Below are 16,763 nucleotides of genomic sequence, written 5' to 3'. Positions count from 1 at the left end.
TCACCTCCTATTGAACGCCAAACCAGGCCATGAGGGCCGCAGCGGCGGGGGCCGTTAGCCAGGAGAGCAGGGTGGGCCAAAAGCCCAGCACCACAGTCAGCAGGGTGAGCAGCGCCAGAGGCACGCGCATGGAGACCGACACGCGCGCGCCGTTTTCAACGATGGGCGCGGGGGTGTGGCGGAACATGCGGTTCACCAGGGGGGCGTAGTAACCCAGGGAGAGGACGGAGTTGAGGGCCATGAAGATGACCAGGGCGATCATCCAGCCGTTCTGCGACTGGAAGCCGGCTACGAAGATCATCCATTTGGACATGAAGCCCGAGAGCGGGGGCAGCCCGCCCAGGGCCAAGACCGCTACCGCCAGCGAGAAGGCCACCGCCGGATAGCGGCGCGAGGCTCCATCCAGGTCTGAGAGCACCAGCGGGCCGTGGTCGCCGCGGGCGATGTGCAGGGCGTACAGTAGAGCGCCGACGGAAAGGAAGGCCAGACCCTTCATGGTGGCGTGGTTGAAGAGGTGGAAGAAAGCCCCTTCGGCCCCGTTGGTTCCCACCATCAGAGGGAAGGTGATGGAAGCACCCAGACCCACCAGCATGTAACCCAGGTGGCTGACGGAGGAGTAGGCCAGCAGACGCTTGACCTGTTCCTGGCGCAGGGCCATGAGGTTGCCGACCAGCATGTTGAAGGCGCCGAAGATCAGCAGCAGCACGCCCCACAGCGAAGAGACGGCGGCCAAAGCTCCCAGGGCGCGCAGCATGGCCACCAGACCGGCTTCGATGACGATGCCGGACAGCATGGCGGAGATGCCGGAGGGGGCCTGGGAATGGGCATCGGGCAGCCAGGTGTGCAGGGGCACGAAGGCGGCCTTGACACCGAAACCGATGATGAAGAGGGCGCCCGCGGCGATGAGGATGGGGGCGGGGCCGTTGACCACGCTGCGGATGGCAGCCAGGTCTAACATGCCGGTGGAGGCGAAGACCAGGGCGATGCCCAGCAGGATCAGAACCGAACCGGCGGCACTCTGCACCAGGTATTTCAGACCGGCTTCCAGCGAGGCGGGCTGATCGCGGTAGAAGGCGACCAGCATGAACGAGCTGATAGCCATGACCTCGAACCAGACCCACAGGTTGAAGAGATCCGCCGCGCAGCCCAGGCCGATGATGCTGCCGACCATAGCGACGAGCAGAGCGTAGTATTTCTCTTCGCCTTCGTCGCCGTGCATGTAGCGCAGGGAGAAGATGGCCACCATCAAGCCGAGGAAGGTAACCGTGGCGCCGAGGAGCAGGGCGACCCCATCCAGGCGCAGGGAGATGGCATAGAAGGTGAGGGTGAGGGTTTTGCCCTGGAGAATCGGCTGAGCTGCGAAGAACGCCAGCACAGCGGTCACCAGGAGCACCACAATGGCCATCCAGCGGGCCGGAGCGGCGCTTTGGGCGCGGCTGCGGACGGAGAGGCGGCCAATCAGATAAATGATGGGAGCGGCCACGAGGGGCAGCGCAATCATCCAGGGGAAAGCAGTCGTTGGGTTCATGGATTACGCTCCAAAGGCCAGAATGGCGATGACGATGACCAGTCCGGCCAGGATGCCCAGGACGTTCCAGTTGAGAAGACCGGTCTGGGTGACGCGCAGGGCTTCGGCGGAGTTTTGGGTGGCGGAAACGATGCCGCGGTTGACGGCTTCGAAGCCGAAGGAATCCGCAGCCGCGCGGGAGAGGCCCGTCAGCGCCGAGGCTAACCCGGCCAGGCGGTCGCGCATCCACCAGCACAGCAGACCCACGGCGATGACCGCCAGAGCGATGTAGGTGGCCGGGGCGGTGAAGATCTCCAGGGCTACCTCGCCCAGCGGCAGGGCGTGAATTTCATGGGCGGGCAATGTGTCGTGCAGCAGCTTGCCAAAGGGACCCACCAGCAGCCAGGTGGTCAGGGTTCCCAGGGCCAGCAGACCCAGGGAGACCTTCATGGCGGTTTGGGCGTCGTGCCCGTGCAGGTGCGAGCGGGCTTCACCGTAGAAGACCAGGTAGACGCAGCGGAAGGTGTAGAAGGCGGTGAGGCCAGCGACAAAGACCATCACCACGAAGGCCCAGATGGGGCCGCCGTGCAGACCAGCTTCCAGCACCAGCTCTTTGCTCCAGAAGCCGTTGAGAATGGGCAAACCGGCCAACGCCAGGGCGCCGATGACGAACACGGCGCGTACGAAGGGCATTTGCTTGCCCAGCGCGCCCATCTGGCGCATATCGCGCGTGCCCACGGCGTGGATGACGGCGCCCGCAGCCAGGAAGAGCAGGGCTTTGAAGACCGAGTGGCTGAAGAGGTGGAACTGGCTGGCAAACACACCGCCTGCGCCGATGGCATAGACCATGTAGCCCAGCTGAGAGACGGTGGAGTAGGCCAGAACGCGCTTCAGATCGGTGGCCACGCAGGCCATGAGCGCCGCCAGGAGGGCGGAGAGCATGCCCACGATCACCACGGCGGTGGTCCAGCCGGGGACATCCTTAAAGGCCGGGTAAAAACGCGCCAGCAGATAGACACCGGCGTTGACCATGGTGGCCGCATGGATGAGGGCGCTGATGGGGGTGGGGGCTTCCATCGCGTCGGGAAGCCAGGTTTGGAAGGGGAACTGAGCCGATTTGGCAGCGGCGGCGATGAGGAAGCCGAAAGCAGCGGCGGCCAGCACGCCCGCGGGCAAGGAGCCTGCGTTGGCGATGAAATAGTTCAGGTCGTAGGTGCCGAAATAGCTGTAGACCAGCAGCGCGCCTGCCAGCAGGCCCACACCGCCGATTTGGGTGATGATGAGGGCTTTGATGCCGCCTTTGACCGCCTTGGGATCATCGTTGTGGAAGGAGATGAGAGCGTAAGAGCACAGCGCGGTGATTTCCCAGAAGACGAAGACGAGCAGCAAATTGCTGGTGAGCACCAGACCGACCATGGCGCCGATGAAGAAGAGCACCATGGCGTAGTAGCGGCCCAACTGGTGTTCGCCGTGCATGTAATTGACCGAGAAGATCACAGCCAGCGAGCCGACCACCGTGGCCACGGCGGCCAAAAAGACGCCCAGGCCGTCGGGGATGAAGGTGAAATCGCCGAACAACCCGCCCACCGGGAAGGTGACGGCGGCGGCAGTAGCGGCGTTGGGGATGAGGGCCAGGGCCGCAGCACCCGCCAAAACCGAGAAGACCACCGCCAGGGTGTGCTGGAGTTTGGGGTGCTGGTCACCGACCCACCAGACCAGCAAAGCACCCAGCCAGGGAATGCCAATGGAAAGAAGAATGAAAGTGGCCGCCATGGTTATCTCCGCAGGGTGGTGAGGGCTTTAACGTCCAGGGTGCCAAAATGGCGGCGGATCTGAACGGAGATGGCCAGGCCGATCACGGCGACGATGGTATCCACCACGATGACCGTGAGGGCCAGGCTCTGGCCGAGGGTGACATTGCCCACCAGGCGCCCCGCCAGGACAAAGGCCAGCATGGAACCTTTGACCAGGATCTGGAGGCCCACAATGACTTTGATCAGATTGCGGGAGGCGAGCAGGGCGTAGAAACCAACACCCAAAAGGCCTAAAATGGCGATGACCGCCAACATGGAGGGAGAGAGGTTCATTCCTGGGCCTCCTTGTGATGCGGCTTGGCGGGTTTGGATTCGCCTAACATACCAAGCATGCCGAGCGTGCCAGCGAAGATGAGGACGATCTGCAAGAGGACGTCAATGGCACGGCTGCCCCAGAGGATGGAAGAGAGATTCATGGGGATCAGCATGGGCAGTTCGATGTTGAGAGCGGGAAGAGCGAGCCAGCCGATCGAAACAACGACAATCAAAATGAGGGCAATGGTGAGCGGGGCGGGCAGGGGGGAGCCGGACAGACCCTCTTCTTCACCAGCGATGTTGATGGCGAAGACAAAGAGGACGGTGACCAGACCTGCGCCAACGCTCAGTTCGATGACAGCGACTTCGGGGGCGCCAAGCAAATACATGAAAAGGGCCGTCAGGGCGCTGGCCCCCGCCAGCCATAAGGCTGAGGAGAGCAAACGAGCTGAGCGAACCGCCTGAATGGCGCACACCAAAAGTCCTGCCACGATCAATAAATACATCATGGAAGGCCTCCTTGGTGGATGATGGGATTCCCTTGAAACCTATGTTGCTTATACAACACGAAGGGACATTTGTCATGTGTAAACCATCCTAAGATCAACAGTACTTTTTCCTAAAACCATGACAATTCTCCTGCATGATGGGCCAGGGAGACACGGAAAAGGGGATTGACATCTTTGACGCAGCGCGTTATGATGATCATGATGACGCGCTGCGTTATGATATCCTGTGAGACTGCCTGAAACGGCAGAAGGAGCTTTAAAATGAACGAGACTCAAGAAAAGACCGCTGAATCGGCGGAAGGGAAGTCGGGCGAAAGTGCCAAGACCTTCTGGGAGCTTTCCCGCAAGATTTTGCTGGCCTCCGTGGGAGCGGCGGCCGTAGCTGAAGAGGAGATCACTTCTTTTATGGGCCGCATGATCGAGCGCGGGGAAATGGCCGAGAAAGACGCGCGCAGGCTGATGCGCGAGGTGCTGGAACGGCGTGAAAAGATTCTGCGCGAGCGCCGCGAAGCTGCGGAGCACAAAGACAAGACCGCTGCTGCCAGCTCGGCGGATTTGGCTGAGTTGCAGGCGAAGGTGGCCGAGCTGACCCGCCAGATTGAGGCGCTGAAAGCGGCTCAGGGCAAGGGCGAGTGAGCCGCGATGCGCGTGATTAAACGATATGCCAACCGTAAGCTCTACGACACCCAGGACAACGCCTATGTGACCCTGGAAGCTCTGCAGGCCATGATCCGCGCGGGTGAAGAGGTGCAGGTGGTGGATCACGCCAGCGGGGCTGACCTGACCACGCTGACCCTGCTGCAAATCCTGTTTGAACAGGAAAAGCAAAGCGGGGGGATCTTTTCACCCGCGGCGCTGGAGCGCATGATCCGAGTGGGCAGCCGCACGATCTCTGAGATCAAAGAAGGACTGCGCGCTTTTGGTGCGCCGGTGGAACACGCCGAGGGTGAAATCCGGCGGCGGCTGGCGGCGCTGGAAGCGCAGGGACAGATCAGCCCAGCGGAACGCGAGCGGCTGGAGGCGCTGCTGCTGGCGAAAGAAGAAAAGCCAGAGTCAGCCGCTCCGCAAGAAGTGGCCGATCTGGCTGCGCAGGTGGAAGCCCTGCAAAAGGAATTGGAGGCGCTGCGCACCCGCTCGGCGGGGGCGGCCGAAGGCTAAACGCAGTCGGCGGTGCGGTCTGTGAGCCCGCGGGCGAAGGCGATCAGGGCATAGACATCCTCAAAGGTGGAGGCCAGGCCAACCGACACGCGCACCGCGCCGGTGCTGTGATCGTCAATGCAGCGGCGGAAATCGTCAATGGTCATGCGCTGATGGCCGGTGAAGCAGGTGGTCAGTTCGTTGGCTGAAAGGCCCAAAGCCACCTCACCCCCGCCGGGGTTGCAGAAGCAGCCCGTGCGCAGGGAGATGTTGACCTGGTTGGCGCAGGCTTCCACGCGGCGGTGATCCACAAAATGGCCGCAGGGGTCGAAGAAATTCAGAGCGATGGTCCCGCCGCGCTGCTCACCAGCCACCGGCCCGTAGATTTTGACCATAGGGGTTCCATTGGAGTGGCGCAGGGCGGTCAGCTGCTGGAGCAGCCATTGGGTCAGGCAGGCTACACGGGTGTGAATGGTGTCGTAACCGATGGAGGCGATGTGGCGCAGGCCAATTTCAACGGCGGGCAGGCTGAGGTAATCTAGCGTGCCGTCTTCGAAGGCCTCAGCGCCTTCATGTAAGAAGAAACGGTCGCCCTGTACCGAAGCCACGGTGATGGTGCCGCCCGCAAACCAGGGCCGATGCAGCTTGGTGAGGGCCTGGCGGCGGGCTATGAGCGCGCCGACGCCGGTGGGGTAGCCAAAGACCTTGTAAAAAGACATGCTCACAAAATCGGGGTGTACCTGCGAGAGATCCAGGCGGTTGGAGGGGACAAAAGCCGCCGCGTCCAGGAGGACATCCCAACCTTTGGATTGGGCCAGCGCGATCCATTCCAGGGGGTGCTGGACGCCGGAGAAGTTGGATTGGGCCGGATAGGCCAGCAGGCGGCGGCCTTCACCGCCGGGCATCTCCAACCCTTCGAGGAGGCGCTGCTCATCCATGCGCAGATCGGGGGGCAGAACGGGGATGTAGGTGACCTGGGCGCCCTTGGTGCGGGCAAATTCGCGGATGCCGTTGACCGAGTTGTGATTGTCGAAGCTGAGCATGTAATGGCCGCCGGGGGCAAAGGGGTAAGATTCGCCCACAATGCGCAGGGCGCCGCTGGCGTTTTGAGTGAAGATGCACACATATTCCTGGGGATCGGCGTTAAAGAACTCCAGCACGTAGGCGCGCGCCTGCTCCACATGGTGGGTCATGGAGAGCGAGGTGGGGTTGGAGGAATGGGGGTTGCCGAAGACATGGCTGAGGAGCAAGTCTTTGTGGGCCTGCACCTGTGAATCGGCATACAGGCCGCCGCCGGTGTAATCCAGATAGATATGTCCCAAACGGTCGAGGCGCGCGTATTCCACGGCGCGCAGCTCATCCAGCACATGGGTGCTGGCAAACTGGGGGAAGTCCCGCAGGAATTCGGCTTTAGCCTGGGAACAGGCTTCGACAGATAAGCTGGATTGACAATCGGAGGAGGAGGTCATGGGCAAGGCTCCTAAGCGTGGGGGGAAAGCAGATGGTGGTTAGCGATCAGGGCGGCGGTGGGGCCGCGGCGCAGGGCTTCGAGGACGCGCACCTGCGAGCGTTCGATTTCGGATTGGATGTGGCGGACGGCCTGGTCCGCGTCGCGCTGCAAAAGGGCCTGGGCCAGGGCGATATGGTCGCTGCGCATTTCTTCGGCGCTGTCGCGCAGGTCGAGGCCCAGGTGAAAGACGCGGTTGAGCGCGTCCAATGTGCGGCCCACCTGTTCGGCCAGACGCAGGTTGCCCGCGGCGGCGGCGATGGCATGGTGGAACTCGGCGTTGCGCTGCAGAAAGTCAGAATAGGATTGGCGGTCTTTAAAGGTGTAGGTGAAGTGGGCCGATTGTGAAATTTCATCCAGGGCGGCGGGGGCGGCGCGCAGGGCGGCCAGGCGCACAGCAGCGCTTTCTAAAATCAGGCGCATTTCGTAAATTTCAAGCACATCCTGGGCGGTGATGGGGGCCACGATGTAGCCCAGGCGGGGGACAGGCTGAACAAAGCCCTCCTGGGCCAGCTGACGCAGGGCTTCGCGGATAGGGGTGATGCCCAATTGAAAGCGCTGGGCCAGATCGGCCTGGACAATGTGCTGCCCGGGGTCGAGCTCACAGGTGACCACAGCGGTTTTGATGCACTGGTAGGCCTGGGCAGAAAGGAGGGGGTCGCGGTTAGAGGGCATGGGATTCAATGGGTGTGTTCTTCTGATATATCACTAGTATATTACAAGGAAATGAGCGAATCAAGCCTGATGTTTGTCACCTCTGGCGGTAAAAAACGCGGGCGTCCAGTACTTTGGACGCCCGCGTCAGCTGACCTTAGCGCATACCCGTTTACGGCTTGATTTCTAAGATGCTGCCGCCGGAAGAGGCCTGGATTTCGGGGAAGTACAGCTGGTAGGCGTGGGCGGGCAGCACGCGGAACTCACCCGGCAGGTAGGGGGACAGGCGGTAGGTGAGCTGGTAGGTGCCGGGGGGCAGTTGGCGCGCCGTCCAGCGGATGCGGTTGTCGTACACCTGTGGACGGCTGAACCACCACCAGCCCCAACCTTCTTCCAGGCTGGGAGGGTTCTGCGTGTAGGTGGGGGTGACGCCTTGCTGGGTGGTTTTCAGCGCCGGGTTGACGATCTCCGCTCCGGCGGGGGCGAAATCTTCCACCACCAGGTAATTCATCTCGTGGGGCAGGGTGAGAGTGAGGCGCACGTAGATGGTGGACGGCTGCGGGCCGATGATCACCGAGGTGACCGGCTGGCAGGCCGATGTGCGGCAGTCCTGGCCCGTCAGGAAGAACTGGCGCGAGATGCTCAGCCCGCGGCGGATGGGGGGAACCTCGGCGGCAGGGCGGTTGACCTGCAGATAGGCGCGGTAATACAACCGCCCTGTGCCCGCCTGGCGCTGGATGGTGAGCTGGTTGGAGGAGTTGGCGCTGATTTGACTGAGAGGCAGGTTGGCAGACACCGGGGCGGGAATTTGGCCCGCGGCGGCCTGCCCGGTCAGAATTGGGGTCTGGTTGAAGGCCGCGGAGAAGGCAAATTCGGCGTTGACGTCATTGGTGGCCAGCACGTACTGGTTCAGCGCCAGGAGGATCCAGGCGGTTTCGTATTGAGAAGACCAGATGCCCTGCGGGCTGCGGTTAGCCACCAGATAGCGGACGGCGTCTTCCAGAACGACCGAGTCGGATTTGAAGCGGGAGAGGGCATAGACGGCCAGGGCGGTGTTAAAGTGGGGCGAGGTGAGGGCCCAGCCGTTGGGCGCGGGGGCTTCCCAATGGGCGCCGGTGGCCGAGCGCACGGCCAGGGTCTCCAGATCGGAGAGCAGGGTCAGGCGCTGGTCGTTTTGTTCGGGCAGAACCAGGCAGGGGACGAGCATGGCCTGCGCCCAGGGCGCCAGGTTTGCGCGGCGCTCGACCAACGCATCCAGATGAGGCGAGACTTCGCCGCGGGTTTCCCACAGCACAAAGTTCAAGAAGACATGCAGCTCTTCTTGAACGGTATTCCGTTCGGTGATTTCGGGCAGCGGCCGCTGCGATACACCGCTGATGTAGGCGTAGGCGTTGTCCAGGTTGTAGCTGGGGGTGGTGAAACCGGCAGATTGGGCCTGGGTGAGGGTGTAATAGGCGTAGGCCGACAGGAAGGGATCCGATTCATCGCGGTCGCCCGACCAATCCCATCCGCCGTCGGGGTTCTGATGATCCAGCAGACGGTTCAGGTCGGGGCGCAGCTGGTTTTGCAGCCTGCGCTGCAAACTGGCCATATCCAGACCCATTGTGGAGAGGGTTTGATAGGTGACCAGGTTGGGCAGCAGGCGCGATAGGACCATTTCGGGGTTGTCGCCGGGGAGAGTCTGGTTGGTGAGCACATCCAGGCTGCTGAGCAGGGCCGAAACCAGCGAGGGGGTCAGCTCCAGACGCAGCTCGCCGCTGGTGACGTTGAAGGAGCGGGGCAGAGAAAGCGTCTCCACGCGTTCGCCCGCCTCGGCCAGGGTTCCGGCGGCGGCAAAGGTCTGGCTGGCGGTGTACTGGTTCACCGGCAGGGTGCCGGATTCAGGCCGCACGGAATCGGAGAGGTTTTCGGCGGCAGCGCTGAAGAGCAGATCCAACTCGGTCACATCCTGCACCGTGCCCCACCAGGCCAGGCGCAGGCGCTCACCGGGGCCAATCTGTACGCGGCGCGAGGCCTGGGCGGGATCGTCCAGGGTGAAGCCGGCGGCGGTCAACGAGACTTCGGGGGCCAGTTCGCGATTGGTGTTGTTATGCACCACGGCGGCCAGTTCCAGATGGTCGCCCGCAATCACAAAGCGGGGCAAGACGGGGCGGATGAGCAGATCTTTGGAGGTGACAATTTCCGTTTCGCTCTCACCCACGCGGTGAGCAGCGTCCAGGCCGCGGGCGGTGACTACCCAGGTGGTGAGGTTATCGGGCAGGGTCAGGCGCAGGGAGGCCTGTCCGGAAGCGTCGGTGCGCAGGCTGCCTTCCCACAGGGCGGTATCCTGGAATTTTTCGCGGACGCTGCCCGGGCCCATATCCCCGGCGCCTCCGCCGCCGCCGCGGCCTAAGGCGACGGGCTTGAAGCGGTTGGCGTAGGCGGTGAGGGGGATGCTGGTGAGCACGCCCAGGGGCTGAGGCTTATAAAAGGCCTGCGGGATGGGCTGTGCGTTAGGCTCGGCCAGGGCCAGGACGGCCTTATCCACCACGGCGATGGAAAATTCACCCTGCACCGGCTGACCCTGGGAATCCACAGCCTTCAGCGAGAGGTTCACCGGGCTGCCGGGGGCTGCGCGAGGAGGGTCGGCAGTGAGGGTGAGGGAGAGCAGCAGGTCTTTGGGATCCACGCGCAGTTCGATGAGCCCCTGGCGGAAATCCAGCAGGCCGCTGGAATCGCGCCCCAGGAGGGTGACGGCGACATAGATATTCGGCGCGTCCTCGGGCGTCAGGGTCAGGGTGAATTCCTGGCTGGCGCCTTCGATGGTGATGACCTGCGAGCGCATGATTTTGGCGCGCTCCACCGTCACCCAGGCCAGGGCGGGGCCGTTGAAGGGGTTGGGGATGAGCACGCGGGCGCTCTGGCCGGAGGTATAGGTTTCAGCGTCGCTGCGCAGTTCCAGGCGCTGATCGGGCAGGCGCGGCCAAAGCGCACCGCTGCCGCCCACCACCCATTGGAACACATCCACGGGAGCGGCCTCACCGCGGATTTGCAGCAAATACGTACCCGGGGTGGGCGGGGTGAAGGCCAAACGGGCGCGTCCGGCTGAATCGGTGACAAAATCGGCGGTGCTGACGGCGGGGGCAACGACCAACTGCCAATCCTGGTCGGGAGATTGGCCGTATTCCCAGCGGGCCGGGCTGAAGACGGCCTGTAATTTGCGATTACCGGCTGGCTGCCCTTTGAGGTCCACCGTCAGGACGGAAAAGCCGCTTTCCTGGCCCGCAACTGCATTCCAGGCATCGGGGCGCACGGAAGCGTACACGGTCTGGGGGTGGTGGGTGACCTGGGCGCGGGTGCTGACGGGCAAGTTGCTCTCGTCCGCGATGGTGGCTTCGAGGGTGAGGATATAGCGCATTTCGGAGTCGAGCAGATCCGCCAGCTCCTCAGGGGATAGCTCCACCTTCAGCAGACCTTCGGGGTCTGTGAGGCCTGCGCCGGAGGTGAGGTAACTCCCCAGCGGGGAGTAGGGGGCAGCGTCAAAGGCGCTGACCCCGCGGTAGGTTTTGCCGGTGACATAGCCGCCCGGCAGGGCAAAATGATCACGCTGGGCATACAGAGACCAGTTGACGTTGACCCCCGCGGCGGGTGTGCCAAAGTAGTAGCGCAGCTTGACCTCGGCTTGCAGGGGCTGCCCGGCGGTCAGGTCGGGTGAGGCGAAAGCGGCGGTCAATTCCACTTCGGGCTTGCGGTACTCGGCCACGGTGATGACCAGGCTGCTGTTGACCTCTTCCGGGCTGGTGATGGAGAGGGTGTAGCGGCCGGGCTGAAGGTCTTTGGGCAGGGTGTAGGCGGCGCTGCCGGCCCCAAACGAATCCAGGGGGATGGGGATGGAGGCCAGCTGAGCATCGGGCTGGTCGTAGTCATAATAATCGCCGCGCAGGATGGAAAGGGTGGCGGAAGGGATGTCGGGCGGGGTATAGCGGCCGTTATCTTTGCGGTAGAAGATGGAACGGAAGAAAACCTGCTGACCAGGGCGGTAGATGGGACGGTCGGTGTAGAGGTAGGCGCTCAGGCCGGTTTTTTCCAGCGTGTTTTCATAGCCGAACTGCCAGCCGCTGATGCCGTAGGACCAACCGGAATAGGCGATGCCAAAATCGGCGGCGCCGGGCGCACCGGAGAGCGCAAAGAGGGTTGAATCGATGGCCGAAGTGACGGGGACATCCCATTTGGCGATGCCCTGGGCGTCGGTGACGGCGTAGCCGAGGTTCTGCACGTTGTAGTCCCACAACTGCACGTTGAGGTTGGGGATGGGGGTGTTGGTGGTCAGGTCGGTGGCCCAAACGGTGACCTGGGTGGCGCTGCGTTTGAGGGTGAGGTGTACGTTAGAAACGGCCAGGGCCACGGGGTGCACGAAGCCTGCGTTCTCACCCAACTCCGGCGAACCCAGATCCAGCCAATATAAGCCGGTGCTCAGGGCGTCCCCGGTGGGGGTCAGAGGCAGGTCAAACATCTGGTAGCGGTCGGCGGGGGCGTTGATGGGGCTGGCCCAGGTGGTGGCGGGGGCCGATAAGTTCATCTGCTGGCCGGGGGTGTGGCGCAGCGTGAGATTGATCATCTCGCCCAGGGTGATGGGGGTCACAGAGACAGCAGCGTTTTTCAGGTTGACGGCTTCCACGGCCAGGGTTTTTTGGTCTGCTGGCAAGAAGAGGACTCCGCTGCCCAAATAGATAGAAGGGATGCGTAGGGTAGGCGAAACGGGCGCGGTGGAGAAGGTGATGGTCTGGTTCTGGCCGAGGGGCTGATCGTAAGCGTCGCGCAGCGAGGCATCGAAGGTGATGGTGTAATTGGTCTGCGGCTGGAAATACCCGCTGAGGGAGATGGTTTGGCGCTGGTTATAGAGGTTGAGATTGAGGCCGTCAATGGCAGGTTGGATGGTGATTTTGGAATCAATCTCCTGGCGGGCCAGCGGCAGGTTGGCCTGAATGTTGACGGAGGAATAGCCGCCGTAGAGCATCAGGCGTTCCCCGGCGCGCGGGCTGCCCAGCGAGAAGGTCAGGTTACCTGAGGAGGTGTAAGGTTGGGAGAAGGAATCTGCCAACTCCACGCCCCCGGCCGAGAGCGCGCCGGGTTCCAGGGCGAAGGTGATCACCGTGCTGCGCGGCAGCAGCACGGTGGGCTGGATCTCGACGCGCGAGTTGTTTTCGCTCCAGGTGAATTTCAGCGGGAAGGCGCTTCCATCGGGGCCGCGCAGAGACACTTTCTCTTCCAGGCTAGATGGATTCATGGGCTGGTTGAAACCCAGGGTGAAGATTTGGTCCAGGAAGAGCAGGCTGGAGGAAGTGGGTGCGGTTTGCATGAGCTTGGGCGGGGCGGCGGTGAAATTCCATTGGGTTGCATCCGCGGAAATGGGTACACCCGCCAAAGCAGCGAACTGGGGGGTGAGGGTGGCGGTGTACTGCACCCCGCCGGAGAGAGCCGGGTTGGGGTAAAACACGTAAGTATCCGTGTTCAGCCATTCGCCGCGGCCTTCCACCGCGGGGGAGAGGGTGAAGGCGGGCGGCAGGTCTTCGGTGGGTTGGCCCAGGGGCACAATGGGCTGACTGAAGGTGATGGAGACGGCGGATTGGGGGCTGATGCCCGTGCTGTAAGGCGGGGGCAGCTGCTGCACCACTTTCAGCGGCTCGGTGGTTCGGTAGGCGGCGGAGAAAGGCTCCTGCAGGCTGAGGCCGTTGGCGGCCTGTGCCCCGGCGGCCACGGTGAGGGTGAGGGAGGTGAAGGGGGGCAGGGCCTCGGCGGGGATAAAGCTGAGGGTGGCCGGGTCGAGCCATTCAAATTTGCCGGTGATGGGCGGGTCGAGGGTCACTGCGGAAAGCACGGATTCGGGCTGCATGTCCTGGCTGAAATACAGGGTCAGGGCGGATTTGAGGGGCAGCGCATCCGAAGGGGAAGGCACAATTTCGGCCACGACCGGCGGCATGGGCGGCAGAGGGGTGGGTGAGGCCTGCGGCGCGGCGGTGGGGAGCGCTGTGGGGGCCGCCGCGGGGGCCTGGGCGGCTGGCGCGGGGGTGGGTGTGGGGCGGGAGAAGCCGGGCAAAGCGCAAGCCAGGCTGATGATGACAAAAATGGAGAAGAAGGCAGCCCAGGCGCGGGTTGGGCGGGAGAAGGGGGAGGGTTTCATGGTGCTCCTCATGATCTTGCTGCCATGCAGGCAGAAAAAGATGCCCCGAAGAATGGGGGTTGGAACTAGGACGCTGCCGCAGGGAAAAGGGTTCCCAAAGCTTACTTTTATTATAGCCAGGGGTGCGAGAGAAACAAGCGACCGGCGGTGATCAGCCGCCGGTCGAAAATCATCTTGCCGTCTGTACAACCAAAGCACTTATACTGCCCCGCCGCGTAAGCGCGGGTCGAGGGCGTCGCGCAGACCGTCGCCAAACAGGTTGAAGGATAACACGGTGAGCATGATGGCCAGGCCAGGGAAGAACACCAGGTGCGGGGCGTTGAAGACGCTGTTGCGCTCTTCGCCGAGCATCAGGCCCCATTCGGGGGTGGGGAATTCGGCACCCAGGCCCAGGAAGGAAAGGGCTGCGGCTTCGAGGATGGCTTCGGCAATGCCCAGCGTGCCTTGAACGATGAGGGGGGTGAGGGCGTTGGGGAGGATGCGGGTGAAGAGCAGGCGCAGGTTCGAAGCCCCCAGAGCGCGCGAGGCGTTGACGAAATCCAGGTCTTTGACCGAGATGACGCTGGCGCGCACCACGCGGGCATAGCGCGGGATGGACACAATGGCAATAGCGATGAGCGCGTTGATCAGACCGGTGCCCAGCACGGAAACGATGGCAATGGCCAGCAGCAAGGCTGGAAAGGCCATGAGCACGTCCATTGAGCGCATGATCACGTCGTCAATCCACCCGCCCAGGAAACCAGCCACGGCTCCCAACAGGCCGCCGATGAGGATGGCGAAGCTGATGGTGGAAATGCCGATTTGCAGGGAAAGGCGCGACCCAAAGACGATGCGGGAGAAGAGATCGCGGCTGTTGCCGTCAATGCCCATCAAATGCTGTTGGGCATCTTTGGGGCAGCCCAGGAGGTGCACGCAGGGGGTATCGCGCCGTTTGACGTTCTTGAGCGGCTTAATTGGGTCAAAGGGGGCGATTTGTTCGGCGAAGATGGCGGTGAGGATGAGCACGGCGAGGATGAACATGCCGATCTGCGCGGAGCGGTGCCGCAGCAAACGCCGGAGCGATTCGCGGGCTGGAGAATTCTGCGGTTCTTTGGTTATGGTAGCGATGTTATTTTCCTGGCTCATGGGTCATTCCAGACGGATGCGGGGATCCAGATAGGCGTAGGAGACATCCACCAACAAATTGGTGAAGACGAAGACAAAGGCGACCAGGAGGGAAAAGCCCTGGACGACCGGATAATCGCGGGAGAGGATGGCCTCCACCATGCGCGAGCCGACCCCGGGGAGAGCAAAGATGGTTTCGGTGAGAACAGCGCCCGAAAGCAGGCCGCCGATCTGGAGACCGATGATGGTGACAATGGGGATGAGGGCGTTGCGCAGAGCGTGGCGGATGATGACCAGGCGTTCGATCAACCCTTTGGCGCGTGCGGTGCGGATGTAATCCTGGCCAAGGGTCTCCAACAGGCTGGAACGGGTCATGCGGGCCACGATGGCCATGGAGATGGTGCCAACGGCGGTGGCCGGTAAGATCAGATGCCAGATGGCATCTTTGACCAGCTTGAAATTACCGGTGAGGATGCCGTTGAGGATGGCGGAATTGGAGATGAGCGAAAGCAGGAAACGCGGCACACCGGTCCAATCTTCCAGTCCCCAGGTTTTGGCCAGGGGCACCAGAGAGATGCCCGAAGAGAGCCGCCCAGAAGGGGGGATATAGAAGGGGGTGTCTTTTAGGATCAGGGCAAAGAGGTAGGCCAGCAGCAGCCCCAGCCAAAAGACCGGCATGGACACACCGATATTGGCGATGATCATGGTGGCCACATCCAAAAAGCTGTTGCGGTTGAGGGCGGCGATCACGCCGAAGGTGACGCCGACCACCGACGCAAAGAGGATGGCCATGAAGGTGAGTTCCATGGTGAGGGGCAGCCGTTCGGCAACCACATCAATCACTGGGCGGCGGTCGCGGATGGTGGTGCCGAAGTCACCCTGGAGCAGGTTGCCCATATAGCGGATAAACTGTTCAGGGATGCTGTCATCGAGTCCGTAACGGGCTTTGAACTCGTCGCATTTTTCAGCGGTCGCTTTTTCCCCGAGCATCACATAACAGGGATCGCCGGGGATCAGCCGGACGATGACAAAAGTGACCAGGACAATCCCGATGAGGACCGGGATGAGCATGAGTAGACGGCGGGTGATGAATTGGAGCATAATGGTCTATGGCCAGATCTCAGAGTTAGCGGGATAGAAAAAACCAATACGCCCAGGTGCGGGCGGAGAGACGACACAGGGTTAAAAATGATGAGAGGAAGAGCCTGGTTGGGGCGGAAAACCCACCCCAACCAGGCGGAAGTGCAAAAGCGGATTACTCTTCGTTGAGGGACTTGGGGCCGAAGAAGTCCTTGAAGTACTGGAACACGCCGGTGTTACCCTTGCGGTTCACATCCTTCATGTCCCAACCCATGCCGAAGGAGGCCACGACATCATTGGCATCCAGGGCGGCGCCGTTGGAGAACTTGACGCCCTTGCGCATGGTGCAGGTCCATTCGGTACCGTCGGTGTTGGCTTCGCATTTCTCCGCGGCAGCGGGCTGCAGGTCAGCGGTACCATACTTGAATTCGTAGAGGGTGTCGAAGATCTGCAAGCAGGCGCGGAAGGAAGAACCGTCGGTTTCGTCCAGGCACATCAGGGAGACCGGCTCACCGTCTTGCGAGAAGATGATCGTGCCCGATTCGCTGGTCATTTCGGTGAAGTTTTCGTTGTAGGGACCCACAACGACATTGCCGATATTCTTCTGGAAGGCCAGCGAGGTGGCGCCGTTGGCGATGACGATGGTGGGAACCAGCTCATCCACGAGCTTGTTGACCTTGTCATAGGCTTCCTGGCGGACTTTCACATCAGCCGTGGTGGCGCCGATCTTGATTTGTTCCATAATTTCGGGGAAGGGCGCGCCGAAGCTGGGCGAGGAACCCATCAGGAACACATCATACCAGTTGGTGGCATCCGGGAAGTCTTCGGACCAGCCGAGGAAATAGAGGGCTTCTTCACCAGCGCGAACGCGGGGCAGGAAGGCAGCCCATTCCTGGAGGTTCAATTTAATCTAGCCACCTGACAGTTTGAAAAATCAACAGTAAGAACATAGCAAAATCCGAAATGGAAGCGAGTTGAGAAGTTGACGATCAATATAACGCAATCCAATTTGAAAGATACTCAGATCACGACGATC

The 16,763-nt window shown here is 62.1% G+C and carries 12 protein-coding genes; 2 read left to right on the top strand and 10 right to left on the bottom strand.

The genetic code is table 11. The features are described from left to right. Positions 1-7: 7 nt before the first annotated feature. Genes ADN01_RS02495 through ADN01_RS02480 form a run of 4 tightly spaced genes read right to left on the bottom strand, consistent with a single transcriptional unit; the run spans position 8 to position 4,085 of the window. Positions 8-1,528 (bottom strand): complex I subunit 5 family protein, encoded by a 1,521-nt coding sequence (locus tag ADN01_RS02495; protein WP_082142717.1) that lies wholly within the window; start codon positions 1,526-1,528, stop codon positions 8-10. A gap of 3 nt (positions 1,529-1,531) precedes the next feature. Next, complete coding sequence (locus tag ADN01_RS02490) at positions 1,532-3,280, bottom strand: NADH-quinone oxidoreductase subunit 5 family protein (RefSeq protein ID WP_062417846.1); 1,749 nt, start codon at positions 3,278-3,280, stop codon at positions 1,532-1,534. A 2-nt stretch (positions 3,281-3,282) separates the two neighbouring features. Further along, on the bottom strand, positions 3,283-3,594 hold the full coding sequence (locus ADN01_RS02485) for an NADH-quinone oxidoreductase subunit NuoK (protein ID WP_062417847.1): 312 nt from the start codon (positions 3,592-3,594) through the stop codon (positions 3,283-3,285). Continuing rightward, positions 3,591-4,085 (bottom strand): NADH-quinone oxidoreductase subunit J, encoded by a 495-nt coding sequence (locus tag ADN01_RS02480; protein WP_062417848.1) that lies wholly within the window; start codon positions 4,083-4,085, stop codon positions 3,591-3,593. The genes ADN01_RS02485 and ADN01_RS02480 overlap by 4 nt, the downstream gene beginning before the upstream one ends. Positions 4,086-4,346: 261 nt before the next feature. Between ADN01_RS02480 and ADN01_RS02475 the strand changes: the two genes are divergently transcribed. Both ADN01_RS02475 and ADN01_RS02470 read left to right on the top strand, forming a co-directional pair. Further along, on the top strand, positions 4,347-4,721 hold the full coding sequence (locus tag ADN01_RS02475; RefSeq protein WP_062417849.1) for a hypothetical protein: 375 nt from the start codon (positions 4,347-4,349) through the stop codon (positions 4,719-4,721). A 6-nt stretch (positions 4,722-4,727) separates the two neighbouring features. After that, on the top strand, positions 4,728-5,243 hold the full coding sequence (locus ADN01_RS02470) for a polyhydroxyalkanoate synthesis regulator DNA-binding domain-containing protein (protein ID WP_062417850.1): 516 nt from the start codon (positions 4,728-4,730) through the stop codon (positions 5,241-5,243). Here ADN01_RS02470 and ADN01_RS02465 read toward each other — a convergent pair. From ADN01_RS02465 to ADN01_RS02440, 6 genes are all read right to left on the bottom strand, one after another. Further along, positions 5,240-6,691, bottom strand: a complete 1,452-nt coding sequence (locus ADN01_RS02465; RefSeq protein WP_082142718.1) for an aminotransferase class V-fold PLP-dependent enzyme — start codon at positions 6,689-6,691, stop codon at positions 5,240-5,242. The two genes, ADN01_RS02470 and ADN01_RS02465, sit on opposite strands and share 4 nt — an antisense overlap. An 11-nt stretch (positions 6,692-6,702) precedes the next feature. Beyond that, on the bottom strand, positions 6,703-7,404 hold the full coding sequence (locus tag ADN01_RS02460) for a GntR family transcriptional regulator (RefSeq protein WP_062417851.1): 702 nt from the start codon (positions 7,402-7,404) through the stop codon (positions 6,703-6,705). Positions 7,405-7,555: 151 nt separating this feature from the next. Then, positions 7,556-13,543 carry an Ig-like domain-containing alpha-2-macroglobulin family protein gene (locus ADN01_RS19560; RefSeq protein WP_075070904.1) on the bottom strand — a complete coding sequence of 1,996 codons (5,988 nt, stop codon included), beginning with the start codon at positions 13,541-13,543 and terminating at the stop codon, positions 7,556-7,558. Positions 13,544-13,741: 198 nt separating this feature from the next. Continuing rightward, positions 13,742-14,668, bottom strand: coding sequence for an ABC transporter permease (locus tag ADN01_RS02450; protein WP_062417855.1), 927 nt, complete (start codon positions 14,666-14,668; stop codon positions 13,742-13,744). A 3-nt stretch (positions 14,669-14,671) separates the two neighbouring features. Then, positions 14,672-15,748: an ABC transporter permease gene (locus ADN01_RS02445; RefSeq protein WP_062417856.1), complete on the bottom strand. Its 1,077-nt coding sequence runs from the start codon at positions 15,746-15,748 to the stop codon at positions 14,672-14,674. 154 nt (positions 15,749-15,902) lie between these two features. Then, positions 15,903-16,631, bottom strand: a complete 729-nt coding sequence (locus ADN01_RS02440) for an ABC transporter substrate-binding protein (RefSeq protein ID WP_062417857.1) — start codon at positions 16,629-16,631, stop codon at positions 15,903-15,905. Between the last annotated feature and the right edge of the window lie 132 nt (positions 16,632-16,763).

This window comes from Levilinea saccharolytica (genome assembly GCF_001306035.1).
GTDB lineage: Bacteria > Chloroflexota > Anaerolineae > Anaerolineales > Anaerolineaceae > Levilinea > Levilinea saccharolytica.
Note: the sequence above shows the minus strand (reverse complement) of the source record. Positions and strands in the feature narration are given on the sequence as shown.